Source organism: Wenzhouxiangella sp. XN201, from assembly GCF_011008905.1.
GTDB lineage: Bacteria > Pseudomonadota > Gammaproteobacteria > Xanthomonadales > Wenzhouxiangellaceae > Wenzhouxiangella.
Window position 1 is genome coordinate 1017455 of sequence record NZ_JAAIVI010000017.1, and the last position, 15914, is coordinate 1033368.

Genomic DNA, 15914 nt, shown 5'->3' on the forward strand with positions numbered 1-15914 from the left:
TCAGGCCCGCTTGCGCTGGTCGGAACGGTCCTGTTCGAGGCGGTGACGGATGGTGGTGCCCAACAATTCCAGGAACAGGGTTCCCATGCCCGGATGAAATCGTTCGACCGAGTCAGCACCGATGGTCAGCAGGCCGACCTCCCGGATCGGCACCAGCGCCGCCGAACCGATGGCCTCGTGGCGGTTGGGGAAGAGCACTTCGAGCTTGGCGCGGGTGAAACGTCCGAACTCGATCTTGCCGCTCTCCAGTAATGCCCCGAACCAGTCCGGCACTTGGCCATCGTGCGTGGTCACAGCCTCGACCTGTTCCAGCGCCGGGTGCGGGGCGAGCAGGTGCAGGCGCACGCTCACGGCATCGAAATCGCCGGCCAGGCGTGTCATCAGGCGCTCGGTGAACTCACGCGTCGAATCGGCCGTCATCACTTCCAGCGTGAGCTGATGCAGACGTTGCATCAGCCGCTCGTTCTCACCGGCAATGCCGGCCAGGGTTTCGAGTTGCGCTTTCAGCTGGTGATTTTCGCGACGCAGGCGCTCGACCTGTACTTCGATGAGCGAACTGACGCCAGCCTGATGCGGCAGATCCAGGGCATCCAGGGCCTCGGGATGTCGTTCGAAAAAGTCGGGACGGGACGACAGCCAGTCCAGGATCACTTCGTCGTTGAGCGATTTCGGGTCGGCCATGGGATGACTCCTTCAAACACATGACGGGCGGGACCGGTGGCACTGATCGCCTGCCCATTTCCCGGCCAGTTTACTACAAGGCTTCCGCCCGGCTGCACGATCTCGACCGGTGAATCGACGCGGCCAAGCTCGATCAGCATGGCAGCTGCCGCTGCTGCGCCGCTGCCGCAAGCGAGTGTGGGCCCGGCGCCGCGTTCGAAAACCCGCAACAGGACGCGATCGGGAGATTCGACCCGGGCCAGGCCGACATTGGCGCCGCGTTCGAGCAATTGGTGTCTGCCCAGCCGCTCGCCGAGCCGGACCAGGTCGGCCGCGTCAGGCGCCGTGTCGGTCAGCACCAGCAGATGCGGGTTGCCAAGGGAGGCACCGTAAGCCTCGACGGCATGTCCGTCGACGTCGACCTGCCAGGGAAAGGCATCGACCTGTCGCAGGCCGACCGCAGCAGGGGTGAAATCGGGCAGGCCGAGCGAGGCGCTGATGACATCGGGCCCGTCCATGCGGATCTCAATCGGGCCGCCGAGCGTTTCCAGCGCGAAGTGATGGCGGGCCTCGCCGCGGTCGTGCAGCCACAGCGCCACGGCGCGCATGCCATTGCCGCATTGTTCGGCCTCGCCGCCGTCGCCGTTGCGGATTTCGATCCGGCAGATCGGGTCCGGGTCGTCTGCCGGGCGCAGGATCAGCAACTGATCGAAGCCCACACCGTGGTGACGGTCGGCCCAGGTCCGGATAGTGGCCGCGTCCGGATCAAACGGGCGGCTGCGGGCGTCGACCAGCATGAAGTCGTTGCCCAGGGCTTCGAGCTTGCTGAAGGGCAGGGCGTGCGGTGTGCTCATGAGCCGCTGTCTTCGCCCTCGCGGTCCTCGTCGGGTGTCTCGGCTGCGGGCGGTTCGGCTTCCGGCAGGTAGAGATCCCCCTTGAGACCGCAGCCGCTGACGCCGAGTACCATCGCGACCAACAGGCAGCGGGCGAGGGCGGTTAAACTTGCAGGCATGAACGACTCCACTGAACCGAAACTTGAACGCGTGGTGCGCGACACGGGGGAAAACCCCGATCATGCCGTCATCTGGCTGCATGGCCTGGGGGCCGACGGGCACGATTTCGAGCCGATTGTACCGCAGCTCAACTGCGCCGCCCGCCGCGCGGTGCGCTTCATCTTCCCGCACGCCCCGGTGCAGCCGGTCACCATCAACGGTGGCATGGCCATGCGTGCCTGGTTCGATATCCGCGGCGTCGACATCGACCGTGCCTCCGACCTGGACGGTATTCACGCTTCCGTGGCCGCGGTCGATGCCCTGATCGACGAGCAACTGGCCGGCGGCATTGCGGCTGACCGGCTGGTGCTCGCCGGTTTTTCGCAGGGCGGAGCCATTGCCCTGCGTTGCGGACTGGCACGCAAGACCACGCTGGCCGGGCTGATTGGTCTCTCGACCTACCTGCCCGAGGCCGGCTCGCTGGCGGACTGGGCCAGTCAGGCCGGGCTGCGCGCGCCCATCTTCATGGGCCACGGCAGCCAGGATCCGATCGTTCCGATCGGCCTCGGGAAAGACAGCGCCCGACACCTGGAAGCGGCCGGCTGCGCCGTCGAATGGCAGAGCTGGCCGATGCCGCACGCGGTTTGCCCCGAAGAGATCGAAGCCATTGATCGCTGGCTGGAACAACGCTGGTCGTGAGCGATCAGCGCGTCATGATCGTCGATGACGAGCCGCCGGCCCGCGATCGCCTCGCACGCCTGGTCGACGGCCTGGCGGGTACGAGTGTGTGCGCCAGCATCGCCGAGGCCGAAACCGTTGTCGATGCCTGCCGCAGCCACCAGCCCGACGTGGTGCTGCTCGATGTGGAAATGCCGGGCATCGACGGTATCGACCTGGCGCGCCGGCTGCGTCGCCTCTCGCCGCCGCCAGCGGTGGTGTTCGTGACCGCCTTCGAGCAATACGCCGTCGACGCCTTCGAGCTGGCTGCGGTGGACTATCTGGTCAAGCCCGTGCGGGCCGAGCGTCTGGCCCGGGCGCTGGAACGCGCGCGCAATCGCCCGCTCGGCCCCGGAGTGACCTTGCGCAGCCGCCTGGGCGAGCGCGTACTTGCCATACCGGTGTCCGAGATTCGCGCCCTGATCGCCGAAGACAAGTACACCGTCGTGCACTTCGACCAGGGCGAGGCCTTGGTCGATGATTCCCTGGTGACGCTGGAGCAGCGCTTCGGCCGGCACTTCATTCGCGTCCATCGCAAGGCCCTGGTGGCGCGCCGTTACCTGCGCGGGCTTTATCGTGACGCGGATGGGCAGGAGCGCGTGGAACTCGACGGCTGCAACTGCAGACCACCGGTGAGCCGGCGCAACCTGACCCTGGTGCGACAGGCCCTCGATGACAAACCCGAAACGGAGCTGCCCGAGTGATGAAGCCGATCCGAATCGCCACCCGCAAGTCATTGCTGGCGCTGTGGCAAAGCGAGCACGTTGCCGAGCAACTGCGTAAACAGCATCCCGGGATCGAAGTGACGCTGGTGCCGCTGAGCACCCGCGGCGATGAAATCCTCGATCGCTCTCTGGCCGAGATTGGCGGCAAGGGTCTGTTCCTCAAGGAACTCGAGCGCGCCATTCTTGATGGCGAGGCCGACATTGCCGTGCACTCGCTCAAGGATGTGCCGGCCGAATCGCCAAAAGCCTTCGAATTGGCAGCCTTCCTGCCGCGTGCCGACTGGCACGACTGGTGGATCACCCGCGACGGTCACACCCCGGAGAGCCTGCCGACCGGTTCGCGCGTGGGCACGGCCAGCCTGCGTCGGCAGAGCCAGCTGCTGGCGAGCTGTCCGCATCTCGAGGTGGTGCCGGTCCGTGGCAACGTTCAGACCCGGCTGGCCAAGCTCGATGCCGGCGAGGTCGACGGCCTGATCCTGGCCGCAGCCGGCCTGCAGCGACTGGAAATCAGGCGCCAGCACGTTTTGCCGCTCGAGCCGCCCGGCTTCCTGCCGTCGGCCGGGCAGGGCGTGATCGTCGTCCAGTGTCGCGCTGAAGACCGCGAGGTCGCCCGCTTGTTGCGGCCGCTCAACTGTGAAGAAACGGTCGTCACCATGGCCGCCGAACGGGCCGTGGTGGCCGAGCTGGGTGGTGATTGCCGCATGCCCCTGGCAGCCTTTGCCCGACTGGAAGCCGATCAGCTCAGCCTTGATGCGCGCCTGGCCAGTCCGGACGGCACCGAAGTGCTCGATGCCAGTGTCGCTGGCGACAAGGGAGACGCCGAATCGCTCGGCCGGCAGGCCGCGCGGATTTTGCTGGAAAAGGGAGGAATGAGACTTATATCACATTTTTGAGGCCGCGTGAAATTTTGTGTTGGTTCCGGCTGGACATCGCCTGGCAACTGTGTCAGAGTATTTTCAAAAGGTGGAACCCAAGCGGGATTGCGACGATTTGATTTCCGGGCGTCATCCACGGCTCAACTTGTTGAGGTGCGTCCCCCTACTGCCAACGCCAACACGCAAGCCCCCAGCACTTTGGCAGGTTGCGCTAGACGCCCGGATTCTAACCTTGAAAAGCCTGCCGTCTCGGCGGGCTTTTTCTTTTCCGGTCATGGGTCGAAGAAAACCGCATGACTGAACCCATCCTCGTCCTGGTTACGCGCACCCAGCCGGCCGCTCGCCAGCTGGTCGAGCGCGTGGCCGAGCTCCACTGCGAACCTTTCGAATGCGCGCCTTTCCAGCTCGAGGGGCCGGCCGATTCTGCCGCTGTGGCGAGTGACCTGAACGCGGCGCTGCCGGCCGACCGGGTGATTCTGACCAGCCAGGAAGCCGTTCGTCGGGCTGTTGACCTGGTGGGTGCCGCGTGCTTCAGTCGATCGCTCGTGATCGTTCCGGGGCAGGGGACGGCGGCCGTTGCGCGCGAGCTTGGTCTCGATAACGTGGTCTATCCGGAACGGCACGGTACCAGTGAGGCCATGCTTTCCATGCCCGAGTTGCGCGATGTCGAGGGGCTGGACGTGCTGGTTCTGGCCGCGGCTGGCGGGCGCGGCTTGATGGGGGAAGTGCTCGAGCGTCGCGGCGCGAGCGTCGAACGCATTCACGTCTATTCGCGCGTGTCCCGTCCGTTGCCGGAGGACCTTGACGAGAGAATCTGCCAATCGCGGCAGCTGGTCACGCTGGGAGCGAGCTGGGAGGCGGTTGCCGGCCTGGTCGAAGCACTGGGTCAGGCAGCGCGTAGCCGGGTGCTTGCCGCCCCATTGATCGCGCCATCGCAGCGGGTTGCGCGCCACGCCGCTGAACTCGGGTTCAAGCACTGCCGACTGGCGACCGGCGCGAGCGCTGATGCCATGATCAGCACCCTGGCCCGGCTGATATCGGCTCGCGATTTGCGTTAATCTCGTTTGCATCGAAACCAAAATCCCTGGTCCGTGTGAATCTTCATGACTGAACGCAATGAAGCGCCCGATTCTGAAGAAGCTGAATCGGCTTCCGATCTGGAACCCGTGAACCAGGATCGCGACAGTGATCCGGTCGAAGACAGTGCAGCCGGCGCGAAACGGACGTCGCGATCCGGACAGGGGGTGGCCTGGCTGGCCGTGCTGCTCGCCCTGGGCGCCGGGGCCCTGGCGGGCTGGCAGTGGTGGCAGGATCGGATTGCCGGGAATGAATCGCCCGGCCAGGAGCGACTCGAGGCTGAGGCGGAGCGTATCGACAGCCTGTCGGACCAGCTCGATCGACTCGGTTCACGGCTCGATGCCCTGGACGGGCGCGATTCCGAACTGGCGGACACCGTGTCGGCGCATGACCAGGCCCTGAGGTCGATTCGCGACGAGCTGCGCGCAAGCGACGATGAGATGGCCGATCAGGAGCGCCGTCTCGAATCGCTTTCGTCAACGATTGACCAACGCTTCGACCGACTGGAAGAACGCATCAATGAGCAGCCGACCGGTTCTGAGTCGTCCGCACCTGATCTTGAGCGCCTCGAGCGTCGCCTGGCGCTGATCGAGGTCGCTGCCCTATTGCGTCTCGGGCAGGCCCGAGCCGAGCTGGCCGATGATCGTTCCGGGGCTGTTGCGGCTTATCGCCGGGCGTCCGAGCGTCTGGAGGGCGCTGAAGGGGCCGGCCTCGGTCGGCTGCGCGATCTGGTGGCCGACGAACTGGCGGCACTCGAATCCATGCAGTTGCCGGAGTGGGATGCGGTGTCCGAACGTCTCGAAGCGCTCGAGGACGGGGTTTCAGACTGGCCCGGTGCCGAATCGGAGGCATTGTCTGCCCCCGAGGCGGAAATCGAGGAAACCGAAAGCTGGTGGCAAGGGGTTCGTCAGTCGATGGGCAAGCTTGTGCGGGTCAGCCCGCGCGATGAGGCTGCACTGTCGCCCGCAGTCTTCGAGACCCTGGCCGAGCGGCTGCGCCTGCACCTGCTGGCGGCCCGCGTTGCGGTCGAGCGCCGGGATGCCGATTCCCTGACCGGGCACCTGGCGCAGGCTCGTGCGCTGATCGAACGCGGTTACGACGTCTCGCACCCGCTTGTGAGCGAAGCGCTGGCGAGCCTCGAGGCCGCCGACGACGTAAAGGACGAAGCCCGCTGGCCTGAACTGGGAGCCGCCCTGGACGAGATCGAGCGGCAGCTGGACGCCTCGTGAAACGGCTGCTGATCATTGTCCTGGTTGCGATCGCGCTGGTGGCCACGGCGCTGCTGGCCCCCTGGCTGGCCGAGGACCCCGGTTACGTCCGGCTCGATTTCGGGCCCTGGCGAATAGAAATGTCGGCGCTGGCGCTGGCGGGCGCGGTGCTGCTGATCTGGATCGGCTTATCTGCACTGGTGGGCCTGTTTCGCATGCCGGGTCGCATGGTCCGACAGGCGCGCGAGCAGCGCTCGCGGCGTCAGCTTGAAAAGGGTTTCCTCGCCCTGACCGAGGGCGACTGGCCTGGTGCCGAGCGGGCCTTGCAGAAATCCCTGCGCTATCGAGACTCGACCGCCGGTTACCTGGCTGCCGCTCGTGCCGCCCAGGGCCGCGGCGACGGGGTTGGCCGAGATCATTGGCTGGAGCAGGCGGACAGCCGCTTCGGCCGGCGGCATTTCGTGACCGGCTTGGCGCGGGCCCGGCTGCTGTCGGCCGAAGGCCGCAGCGATGAAGCCGTGGTCGTGCTTGAAAAACTGCACCTGCGCAAGCCCCGACACACGGGCGTGTTGCGCCTGCTGCTGGAAAGCTACCAGGAGCTGGAGCGCTGGCGCGATCTCCGGCTGCTGACCCCGGCGTTACGCCGTGCCGGGGTGGTCGATCGAGATCGTGCCGAAGAGCTGGCCGTGCTGGCCGCGCGGCGAGAACTGGCGGCCGCGATCGACATCGACCGCCTCGACGCCAGCTGGAAGGAACTGCCGCGCAAAATGCGCAAGCGGCGCGAGCTGGTGGCAGCCTATGCCGGTCGTGCCGCCGAGCTGGGCCGGATCTCGGCGGCCGGGCATCTGCTCGAGCGTGAACTGGCGCAGGCGCCCGACGATGAGTTGCTGGCCCTCTACGCAGCGGCCGACGAGGGTGAGCGCACACACCGGATTCGCCAGTGCGAGCGCTGGCTGGAGAATCATCCCGATCATATCGGCCTGCAGCAGACCCTCGGCCTGCTCTATCTCGATGATCGACAGTATGATCGCGCCCAGGCCTGCCTCGAGCGCGTCGTGCGGGAACGACCCAACAGCCGCGCCTATGCCGCCCTCGGCCGCGTGCTCGACCGGGCTGGCAAGCTGGAGGCCGCGGCGCAGTGTTATCGCAATGCCCTGCGGCTTCGGGACGGACGCGGAGTGGAGCCGCTGCCGGCGCCGTCGCATCCGGCGTAGCCGGGATTGCGTTCCCGCCTGCTTCGCAGGCTGGCTCATCGATTCGTGTGCCGCTGGGCAGTGTGTTGCTACCGTCAGGCTGGCTGGCCTCGACACGTCAAATGCGGTTTCGCCCGGCTTGCTTCGCAAGCTCTTTGGGCGAGTTCCTTTTGTCAGTCGCGACAAAAGGAACCAAAAGCGCTCTTAGAAGACGCGGTTGTTCCGCAGGACTAGATGGCTTCAGGGCTTAACGGAGATACCGTTCTTGCCTTCGCTAGTGCTCGGTCGTGAAACATGGCGTTTTCGATAAAGGCTTGGCGTAGCCCGCACCCAAACAGCACGGCCTCGATCGGGGTCGGCTTCGGTTAAGGTTAGGACAGAGATCGGGGGTGGAACGCCACTCGAAGCCGTAGTGCGAGATGCGGGCCACTGCAGGCGTTATCGCAAGCCAGCATGTTCCGCAGCCGGGCCCAAGCGAAGCCCCAGCCACAGTCTGTGAAGCCACTCGGCGGCGAGATTTTAGAGGCGTAACCGACTGATTTTAAGCGCGTTTTTTGGTGACTTTTTTCGCGCGGGAAAAAAGTTACTCGCCATCAGCCTGCGAAGCAGGCGGGCGAAACAGAAGTTGACTTGTCGAGGCCCCCACGGCGACCCGTGGCATCAGCCACTCTAGCGGAAGCCCCGGCGCCGCCGGAATCAGGCATCAGCAACCAACCAATGCATCGAAAACACCCCGTCAGGATCGAACCAGACCATATCTGACTGCAGCCCGGCCCGGGCTGCCAAGGCCTGAAACGATTCAACCGAATACTTGTGGCTGTTCTCGGTATGAATCGACTCGCCCGCCTCGAACGCGAATTGGTGGCCATCGATCACGATGGTGGTGGGACGGCGAGCCACCAGGTGCATCTCGATGCGTGAGTGGGCTTCGTTCCAGCGGGCTTCGTGCGTGAAGGCCTCGAGATCGATGTCGGCGCCGAGTTCGCGCTGCATACGCACGAGCAGGTTGCGGTTGAACTCGCTGGTGACGCCATCGGCGTCATCATAGGCCTTGATCAGCTGATCGGCCGGCTTGACCAGGTCGACGCCGACGAGTACCGCACCGTCAGGACCGGCAATGCGGCCCAGGCGTTGGAGAAAGTGGACGGCCTGGTCGGACTCGAAATTGCTGATTGTCGATCCCGGAAAATAGACGATACGGCGCTTGGCTGGCGGATTCAGGGCGAAGGCCTCGGCGGGTATGGGCTGCGTGTAGTCGGCCTGGACCGGCACGATCTCGATGTCGGGAAAGGCGGCTTCCAGTTCACGCGAGGACCGGGTCAGTGCCGCGGCGGAAATCTCGATTGGCGTGTAGGCGCGGGGCGAATGCAGGCTGGCGAGCAGTTGTCGGGTCTTGATGCCGGCGCCCGAACCGAGCTCGATGACATGCGCATCCGGACCGATCCGGGCAGCGATGTCGTTCAGGTGCGACTCGTGCAGGGCCAGATCTGCCCGCGTGACGTAGTACTCGGGGGTGTGGCAGATGCGCTCGAACAGCTCCGAGCCGCGGGTGTCGTAAAGATACTTGCAGGAAATGGCGCGCGGTCTGGCTGACAGGCCGTTGATCACGTCGGTCCTGAAGGTATCGACATCGGGCTCGCTGGTTTCGCTCACGGCCGCCGTGCCAGACGAATGCCGCTGAACTGCCAGCGATCCGGCGGATAGAAGAAATTGCGGTAGGTCGCGCGGACATGACCGGCCGGTGTGGCGCAACTGCCGCCACGTAACACCATCTGGTTGGCCATGAACTTACCGTTGTATTCGCCCACGGCGCCGGGATGGGCCTCGAAGCCCGGGTAGGGAGCGTAGCTCGAAGCGGTCCATTCCCAGACGTTGCCAAATAGCCCGGTCAGGGTGTCGTTTGGCAGGTCCGGATCGGCGGCGGACGGGTGGTAGCGGCGGTCGTCGGCGAACGGGCCGTCCAGATGGTTCGCCGAAGTGGCGGCGAGTTCCCATTCGGCTTCGGTCGGCAGCCGGGCGCCGGACCACTGCGCATAGGCGCAGGCCTCGTAGAAACTGACGTGGACGACGGGCTCATGCGGGTCGACGCGCCGCAGGCCACCGAGGGTGTAGAGCCACCATTGGCCGTCCTCACCGTTGCGCCAGTACAGTGGCGTGCGGGTACCGGATTCCTGCAGCCAGGCCCAGCCGTCAGAAAGCCAGAGGTCCGGCTCGTCGTAGCCGCCGTCCTCCATGAAGGCCAGGTACTCGCCGCAGGTCACCGGACGCGATGCCAGTTCGAAGGCCTCGACCAGCTGGCGATGGCGCGGCGTTTCGTTGTCGAAACAGAAGCGTCCGTCGTCGGCGGCACCGATCTCGGCAATCCGTTCGTCGAAGCCCAGCCAGTCGAGGGGTGCTGCTCCGGCCGGTGCTGTCGACGGGCACTCGGTCCAGGCCGGATGCAGCGGATTGCGGCTGAAGCCGTGCTTGAGGTCGGTGGCAATGAGTTCCTGGTGTTGCTGCTCGTGGTTGAGGCCCAGCCGGATGATGGCGGCCAGCTCCTGCCAGCCGGCTTCGGCCGAATGCTCGATCAGTTCAAGCATGGCCTCGTCGACGCGGCATCGATAATCGGCGATCTCGGCCACGTCCGGGCGCGAGATCAGGCCGCGCTGGGGCCGCGGATACTGTTCGCCCACGCCGTTGTAATAAGAGTTGAACAGGTAGTTCCAGATCGGGTCGATTTCACGCCAGTTACGATCGTGCGGTTTGAGTACGAAGGTCTCGAAAAACCAGGTGGTGTGCGCGCGGTGCCACTTGACCGGACTGGTCTCGGGCATCGACTGCAGGTTCTGATCTTCGGGAGAGAGATTGGCGGCCAGCGACTCGGTGGTTTGGCGCACGGCGCGGAAGTCATCGGCCAGCAAGGTTCGATCGATCACGTCTGCCGTCAGGCCATTGCACAGCGGTGCAGCGGCCACCGCGGCGCTGTGCTGGTCGCGTTCTCCAGGATGGCGCAGGCTGCTCATCAGTCGATGTCGTACTTCTTGAGCTTGTAGCGCAGGGAGCGGAACGAAATGCCCAGCTGGCGCGCGGCCTCGGTCTTGTTGTACTTGGCCTCGACCAGCGCCTTCTCGAGAATACGCCTTTCGATATCTTCCATGTAGTCGTCGAGACTGCGATCCTCCGGCGGGCTGACTTCGATATTGTCCTCGTCGAGTACCGACTGCTCGATGTCGAGATCCTCGACGGTGATCTCATCGCCTTCGCACATGGTCACGGCACGTTGCAGGATATTGACCAACTCGCGCACGTTTCCGGAAAAACGGTGGTTCTGCAGGGTATCCATGGCCGCGGTGTTGAGCTTGCGTGGCGGTTCACCCCACTGCTCGCCGATGACCTTGAGAAAATGCTCGGCCAGCAGGCGAATGTCGCCGCGGCGCTCGCGCAGGCTCGGCATGGGCAGCTCGATCACGTTAAGCCGGTAATAGAGGTCGTTGCGGAAGTCGCCGGACTCGACCAGCGGCTTGAGCGTCTTGTGCGAGGCCGACAGGATGCGCACGTCGATCTTGATTTCCTGTCGGCCGCCAATCGGCCGGACGGTCTTTTCCTGGATCACGCGCAGCAGTTTGACCTGCATGTTCAGGGGCAGGTCAGCGACCTCGTCAAGAAACAGGGTGCCGCCAGTGGCCGACTGGAACAGGCCTTCCTTGTCGGCGTCGGCGCCGGTGAAACTGCCTTTCATGTGGCCGAAGAATTCGCTCTCCATCAGTTCGGACGGAATGGCGCCGCAGTTGACAGCGACAAAGGGCCGGTCGGCGCGCGGGCCGAGGTCATGGATCAGTTGTGCTGCCAGCTCCTTGCCGGTGCCCGACTCGCCGCTGATCAGCACGGGCGCCTGGCTGCGCGCCAGCTTGTTGATCGTCCGGCGAACCTGGTCCATGGCCTGTGATCGGCCCACCAGCCGTTGCTGCAGCAGGTTTTCCGCACGCGGCGTGCCCGCTGTGGCGGACTGTACCGGGGCCGGTTCCCGCTCACGCTCACGCGGCAATCGCGCTTCCCCGTTCTCGTCTTCTTCGCTGCGAAGCTTGAGTGCGGTGCGCACCATGTTTCGCAGAACTTCGAGATCGACCGGCTTGGACACGAAGTCGAAGGCGCCGTACTTGAGGGCCGTGACCGCGTCGTCGACCTTGCCGTAGGCGGTGATCATGGCAATCGGGAGTTCGGGATGATCGCGGGCGACTTCCTTGATCAGGCTCAGACCGTTGCCGTCGGGCAGCCGCATGTCGGTCAGGCAGAAGGCGTAGTTGCCGCCCTCCGACAGCAGGCGGCGTGCAGCCGACAGGTCTTCGGCGGTGTCGACCTCGAGCCCCATCCGGGTGAGCGTCATGTCGAGCAGCTCCCGCAGATCGGGTTCGTCGTCCACCACCAGGGCACGCAGATCGCTCATCGATATCCTCGCTTGCTGCAGTCGGCCGGCATCATGTGGCTTTCCGTTCCTTGCGCGTCTGTGGTTTGGCGTCCGCAGAAATCGTTCCCGACTCCGGACGTCTGAGCAGAATCCGGAAACAGGCGCCGCGGTTGGGAACCTGAACATATTCGAGCGGGGCCTGATTTGCGTCGCAGAGCTGTCGGGCCAGGTAAAGCCCCAGGCCGGAACCCTGCTTGTGTGTAGTGAAAAATGGTTCGAACACCTGCGAGCGCTTCTCCAGCGGGATTCCGGGACCATTGTCGATGATATCCAGCGCAATTTCACGGTGTCCGCGAATCGGACTGACGCGCAGGGTGATGACGACTTCCCGGTCGTCGCCGCCGGCATGCTTGAGGGCATTCTCCATCAGGTTCCATACCGCCTGACCGAGCTGGCTGGCATCAACCAGGACCATGATCGACGCCGAGGGCAACTCCAGTCCAACGCGACCGGGCTCAAGCTTGTGGTAGCGCCGGAAGTCGGAGGCCAGTTTGCGCAGCCAGCTGATCAGATTGACCGACTCGATGCGTGCCCGTTCGCGCCTGGAGAGCTTGAGCACGTTTTCGACGATGTCGTTCATGCGGGTGGCGTGGTTGAGCATCATGTTGACCAGCTTGCGGTCGGGCTTGCTCAGTTCATCGGATTCCTCGAGCAGTTGAGCGGCGTGGCTGAGCGCCCCCAATGGATTGCGGATCTCGTGGGCGATGCTGGCCGACAGGCGCGCCAACGAGGCCTGTGCCAGGTCGCGTGCCCGACGAGTCACCACCGAAGTGTCCTCGAGGAAGATCAGCGTGGCGTCGCTGTCGTGGATGCCCGGCATGGTGAGCATGCTTGGCACCACGGCGGCCTGCGTGGACTGCAGCAGCAGGCCTTCGTCCTCGGTCTTGCCCGAGCTTCGCCAGCGCTCGAGCCTGTCGGCCAAAGGGGGTGCGATTTTGCGCAGGTTGCGTTCGCTGACCGGTGGATTGCCAAGCAGATACCAGGCCGCTTCGTTCATCTGGCGGATTCGGTCCTGCGAATCGACGACCAGTACGCCCGAACGCAGCTTGTGGATGATCAGTTCATTGATGTGACCCAGGTTGGCCAGATCCAGGCCACGTCGTTCGGCCAGAAGTTTGTATTCCCGGCCCCAGCGGCCGAGCAGGGAGGCGCCGATGGCAATGCCGAACGCGCCAATACCATAGAGCGCGGCCTGAAACAGCATTCCGGCCTGAACCGGTCCGTGCCGGGCCAGGAAGGCATCGGCCAGCAGGCCGAGCGCGATAATCGCGGCAAACAGCAGGGCCGTGCGCAGGTCCAGGATCAGGCCGGCGATGCCGATCGTGAACAGCAGCAGAATGACCAGGCCGGATTCGGTGCCGCCGAAGGCATGCAGGATCAGGCCGATCAGAATCAGGTCGGTCATCAGCGAAAACGAGGCCAACTCGGCGACCGACACCGTTTTGCGCACGCGCAGGATGATGAAGGTGATCGCGGCGAACACGTAGGTCAGGGCGGCCGCCTGCGCGAGAATGACGCGATAACCGACGTCGATTTCGGCAGCCAGGGGGCTGAATGCGGCCACCAGGGCGACCAGCGCGGCTGCCAGGCGAAATCCGTTGAGATAGTGGAGAGCCCGACCCACGATCTCTTCATCGGCGACCAATGTACCGAACGTTTTCAATTAAATCTCCTTCGGTACCGGATCCAGCGCGGGAACATTCCCGGAACTCCACTGGGCATTGAGAAAAAGGCCTTTTTCGTCCTCTCCCGCGCGAGTATAAGCGATCAGTCGGTTTGATAAATGCCTTGGCATGATCCAGAATACGCCGGTTCCGGCGACCAATCCGCTACAGCGTAGTTGCCGGGCTTCAGGGTTCGAATTCATCCAACCAAAGAACGGGTTTTCCAAGCATGAATTTTCATGAGTATCAGGCCAAGGAGCTGTTCGAGCAGTATGGTATCCCCGTACCGCGCGGGCAGTTGGCAACTACAGCCGAGGAGGCCGTTGCGGCGGCTGAAAAGCTCGGCGGTAGCGAGTGGGTAATCAAGGCCCAGGTGCATGCCGGCGGGCGCGGCAAGGCCGGCGGCGTCAAGCTGGTCTCCAGCCTCGAGGAAGTGCGCGAAGCCGCCGACAAGATGCTCGGCATGAGCATCGAGACCTACCAGACCGGCGGTCGTGGCCTGCCGGTGAATTCGGTACTGGTCGCGGAAGCCACCGACATCAAGCAGGAGCTCTACCTCGGTGCCCTGGTCGATCGGGCGCAGAAGTCGGTCGTTTTCATGGGCTCGGCCGCCGGCGGCGTCGATATCGAGCAGGTTGCTTCGGAAACGCCGGAGAAAATCATCACCGTGCCGGTCGACACCGCGGCCGGTTTCATGCCATACCAGGCCCGCCAGATCGGTTTTCGCATGGGGCTCAACGCCAAGCAGGTCCGGCAGCTGGTCAGGATCATGGACGGCCTTTACCGCCTGTTCATGGAAAAGGACATCAGCCTGATCGAGGTCAACCCGCTGATCATTGACGGCAATGGTGACCTGAGTGCTCTGGATGCCAAGCTCAATACAGACGACAACGCGCTGTTCCGGCACAAGGACCTGTCAGAAATGCGCGACGAGTCGCAGGAAGATCCGACCGAGCTGGAAGCCAGCAAGCATGATCTCAACTACGTCACGCTCGACGGCAATATCGCCTGCATGGTCAACGGCGCCGGGCTGGCCATGGCGACCATGGACGTGATCAAGCTTGCCGGCGGTGAGCCGGCCAACTTCCTTGACGTCGGTGGCGGTACCAATGCAGAGCGCGTCAAGGAAGCATTCAAACTCATCCTTGCCGGCGAAAACGTCGACGCCATCCTGGTCAACATCTTCGGCGGCATCGTGCGCTGCGACGCCATTGCCGAGGGCATCATCAACGCGGTCAAGGATGTCGACATGGATGTGCCCCTGGTCGTGCGCCTGGAAGGCACCAACGTAGACAAGGGTAAGGAACTGCTGGCTAACAGCGGTTTTGACATCATTTCAGCCGACGATCTCAATGACGGTGCGCGCAAGGTCGTGGACGCGGCCGGCGCCTGAAGGAACCAGTAATGAGTGTATTGATCGACAAGAAGACCAAGGTCATCTGCCAGGGCTTTACCGGAAGCCAGGGCACCTTTCATTCCGAACAGGCCATCGCCTACGGTACGCGCATGGTCGGTGGCGTTACGCCGGGCAAGGGCGGCCAGGAACACCTGGGCCTGCCGGTATTCAATACCGTCGACCAGGCGGTCGAGGAAACCGGGGCCGATGCCTCGATGATCTTCGTGCCGCCGCCGTTCGCCGCCGACGCGATTCTCGAGGCGGCCGATGCGGGCGTGCGCGTGATCGTGTGCATCACCGAGGGGATCCCGGTGCTCGACATGATGCGCGTCAAGGCTGCGCTCAACAACTATGACGACGTGACCCTGATCGGGCCCAACTGCCCGGGCATCATCACGCCCGATGAGTGCAAGATCGGCATCATGCCGGGCCAGATCCACAAGAAGGGCAAGATCGGCGTCGTTTCGCGTTCGGGGACACTGACCTACGAAGCCGTATTTCAGACCACCCAGGTGGGCCTGGGCCAGTCGACCTGCATCGGCATCGGCGGTGACCCGATCCAGGGCATGAGTTTCGTCGACTGTCTGTCGCTGTTCCAGGAAGATCCCGAGACCGAGGGCATCATCATGGTCGGCGAAATCGGCGGTTCGGCCGAGGAAGAAGCGGCCGAGTTCATCGCTGATCGCGTCACCAAGCCGGTGGCCGCCTACATCGCCGGCGTAACCGCGCCCCCGGGCAAGCGCATGGGCCACGCCGGCGCCATCATCGCTGGCGGCAAGGGCACGGCCGAGGCCAAGTACGAGGCGCTGGAAGAGGCTGGTGTGACCACGGTGCGTTCCCCGACCGAGCTTGGTGAAGCCATCGCCGGACGCCTCAAGTAGACTGGGTGCTACTGGTGGCCTGACAAGCTGCCATTTTCTGCCATATTGAGTGGAACCACGGAAAGCACGGAAGGCACTG

Annotated in this window: 15 protein-coding genes; 8 read left to right on the forward strand and 7 right to left on the reverse strand. The window is 64.3% G+C overall.

The window, feature by feature from the left end:
- Genes G4Y73_RS05040 through G4Y73_RS05050 form a run of 3 tightly spaced genes read right to left on the reverse strand, consistent with a single transcriptional unit; the run spans position 1 to position 1672 of the window.
- Positions 1-681 carry a DUF484 family protein gene (locus G4Y73_RS05040; protein ID WP_164230101.1) on the reverse strand — a complete coding sequence of 227 codons (681 nt, stop codon included), beginning with the start codon at positions 679-681 and terminating at the stop codon, positions 1-3.
- Positions 648-1514, reverse strand: coding sequence for a diaminopimelate epimerase (dapF, locus tag G4Y73_RS05045; RefSeq protein WP_164230103.1), 867 nt, complete (start codon positions 1512-1514; stop codon positions 648-650). Before dapF ends, G4Y73_RS05040 begins: the two co-directional genes overlap by 34 nt.
- Positions 1511-1672 (reverse strand): lipoprotein, encoded by a 162-nt coding sequence (locus G4Y73_RS05050; RefSeq protein WP_164230105.1) that lies wholly within the window; start codon positions 1670-1672, stop codon positions 1511-1513. The genes dapF and G4Y73_RS05050 overlap by 4 nt, the downstream gene beginning before the upstream one ends.
- Between G4Y73_RS05050 and G4Y73_RS05055 the strand changes: the two genes are divergently transcribed.
- From G4Y73_RS05055 to G4Y73_RS05080, 6 genes are all read left to right on the forward strand, one after another.
- Positions 1671-2351: an alpha/beta fold hydrolase gene (locus tag G4Y73_RS05055; protein ID WP_164230107.1), complete on the forward strand. Its 681-nt coding sequence runs from the start codon at positions 1671-1673 to the stop codon at positions 2349-2351. The two genes, G4Y73_RS05050 and G4Y73_RS05055, sit on opposite strands and share 2 nt — an antisense overlap.
- A complete protein-coding gene (locus G4Y73_RS05060; protein WP_346426827.1) occupies positions 2348-3073 on the forward strand; it encodes a LytTR family DNA-binding domain-containing protein in 726 nt (241 codons plus the stop codon). The genes G4Y73_RS05055 and G4Y73_RS05060 overlap by 4 nt, the downstream gene beginning before the upstream one ends.
- The gene (gene hemC / locus G4Y73_RS05065; protein WP_164231208.1) at positions 3073-3987 is read left to right on the forward strand and encodes a hydroxymethylbilane synthase; all 915 of its coding nucleotides are present in this window, start codon (positions 3073-3075) and stop codon (positions 3985-3987) included. Before G4Y73_RS05060 ends, hemC begins: the two co-directional genes overlap by 1 nt.
- Positions 3988-4262: 275 nt before the next feature.
- On the forward strand, positions 4263-5027 hold the full coding sequence (locus tag G4Y73_RS05070; protein WP_164230109.1) for a uroporphyrinogen-III synthase: 765 nt from the start codon (positions 4263-4265) through the stop codon (positions 5025-5027).
- Between the two features lie 45 nt (positions 5028-5072).
- A complete protein-coding gene (locus G4Y73_RS05075) occupies positions 5073-6275 on the forward strand; it encodes a uroporphyrinogen-III C-methyltransferase (protein WP_164230111.1) in 1203 nt (400 codons plus the stop codon).
- Positions 6272-7468 (forward strand): heme biosynthesis HemY N-terminal domain-containing protein, encoded by a 1197-nt coding sequence (locus G4Y73_RS05080; protein ID WP_164230113.1) that lies wholly within the window; start codon positions 6272-6274, stop codon positions 7466-7468. The genes G4Y73_RS05075 and G4Y73_RS05080 overlap by 4 nt, the downstream gene beginning before the upstream one ends.
- Positions 7469-8143: 675 nt before the next feature.
- Here G4Y73_RS05080 and egtD read toward each other — a convergent pair.
- The 4 genes from egtD to G4Y73_RS05100 are packed head-to-tail and all read right to left on the reverse strand — an operon-like array spanning position 8144 to position 13557.
- Positions 8144-9100 (reverse strand): L-histidine N(alpha)-methyltransferase, encoded by a 957-nt coding sequence (gene egtD / locus G4Y73_RS05085; protein WP_164230115.1) that lies wholly within the window; start codon positions 9098-9100, stop codon positions 8144-8146.
- A complete protein-coding gene (egtB, locus tag G4Y73_RS05090) occupies positions 9097-10452 on the reverse strand; it encodes an ergothioneine biosynthesis protein EgtB (protein WP_164230117.1) in 1356 nt (451 codons plus the stop codon). Before egtB ends, egtD begins: the two co-directional genes overlap by 4 nt.
- Positions 10452-11873: a sigma-54 dependent transcriptional regulator gene (locus G4Y73_RS05095; RefSeq protein ID WP_164230119.1), complete on the reverse strand. Its 1422-nt coding sequence runs from the start codon at positions 11871-11873 to the stop codon at positions 10452-10454. The genes egtB and G4Y73_RS05095 overlap by 1 nt, the downstream gene beginning before the upstream one ends.
- Before the next feature lie 31 nt (positions 11874-11904).
- A complete protein-coding gene (locus G4Y73_RS05100; RefSeq protein WP_164230121.1) occupies positions 11905-13557 on the reverse strand; it encodes an ATP-binding protein in 1653 nt (550 codons plus the stop codon).
- Between the two features lie 230 nt (positions 13558-13787).
- On the opposite strand from G4Y73_RS05100, the gene sucC reads away from it, so the two are divergent.
- Together sucC and sucD are read left to right on the forward strand one after the other, a co-directional pair.
- A complete protein-coding gene (gene sucC, locus G4Y73_RS05105; protein ID WP_164230124.1) occupies positions 13788-14951 on the forward strand; it encodes an ADP-forming succinate--CoA ligase subunit beta in 1164 nt (387 codons plus the stop codon).
- 11 nt (positions 14952-14962) lie between these two features.
- Positions 14963-15835, forward strand: coding sequence for a succinate--CoA ligase subunit alpha (gene sucD, locus G4Y73_RS05110; protein ID WP_164230126.1), 873 nt, complete (start codon positions 14963-14965; stop codon positions 15833-15835).
- Positions 15836-15914: the final 79 nt, after the last annotated feature.

Coding starts and splice junctions, on each gene's coding strand:
- G4Y73_RS05095 (WP_164230119.1), bottom strand. CDS start 11,873: ATGAGCGATCTGCGTGCCCTGGTGGTGGACGACGAACCCGATCTGCGG.
- G4Y73_RS05050 (WP_164230105.1), bottom strand. CDS start 1,672: ATGCCTGCAAGTTTAACCGCCCTCGCCCGCTGCCTGTTGGTCGCGATG.
- sucC (WP_164230124.1), top strand. CDS start 13,788: ATGAATTTTCATGAGTATCAGGCCAAGGAGCTGTTCGAGCAGTATGGT.
- hemC (WP_164231208.1), top strand. CDS start 3,073: ATGAAGCCGATCCGAATCGCCACCCGCAAGTCATTGCTGGCGCTGTGG.
- G4Y73_RS05040 (WP_164230101.1), bottom strand. CDS start 681: ATGGCCGACCCGAAATCGCTCAACGACGAAGTGATCCTGGACTGGCTG.
- G4Y73_RS05070 (WP_164230109.1), top strand. CDS start 4,263: ATGACTGAACCCATCCTCGTCCTGGTTACGCGCACCCAGCCGGCCGCT.
- G4Y73_RS05075 (WP_164230111.1), top strand. CDS start 5,073: ATGACTGAACGCAATGAAGCGCCCGATTCTGAAGAAGCTGAATCGGCT.
- dapF (WP_164230103.1), bottom strand. CDS start 1,514: ATGAGCACACCGCACGCCCTGCCCTTCAGCAAGCTCGAAGCCCTGGGC.
- sucD (WP_164230126.1), top strand. CDS start 14,963: ATGAGTGTATTGATCGACAAGAAGACCAAGGTCATCTGCCAGGGCTTT.
- G4Y73_RS05055 (WP_164230107.1), top strand. CDS start 1,671: ATGAACGACTCCACTGAACCGAAACTTGAACGCGTGGTGCGCGACACG.
- egtB (WP_164230117.1), bottom strand. CDS start 10,452: ATGAGCAGCCTGCGCCATCCTGGAGAACGCGACCAGCACAGCGCCGCG.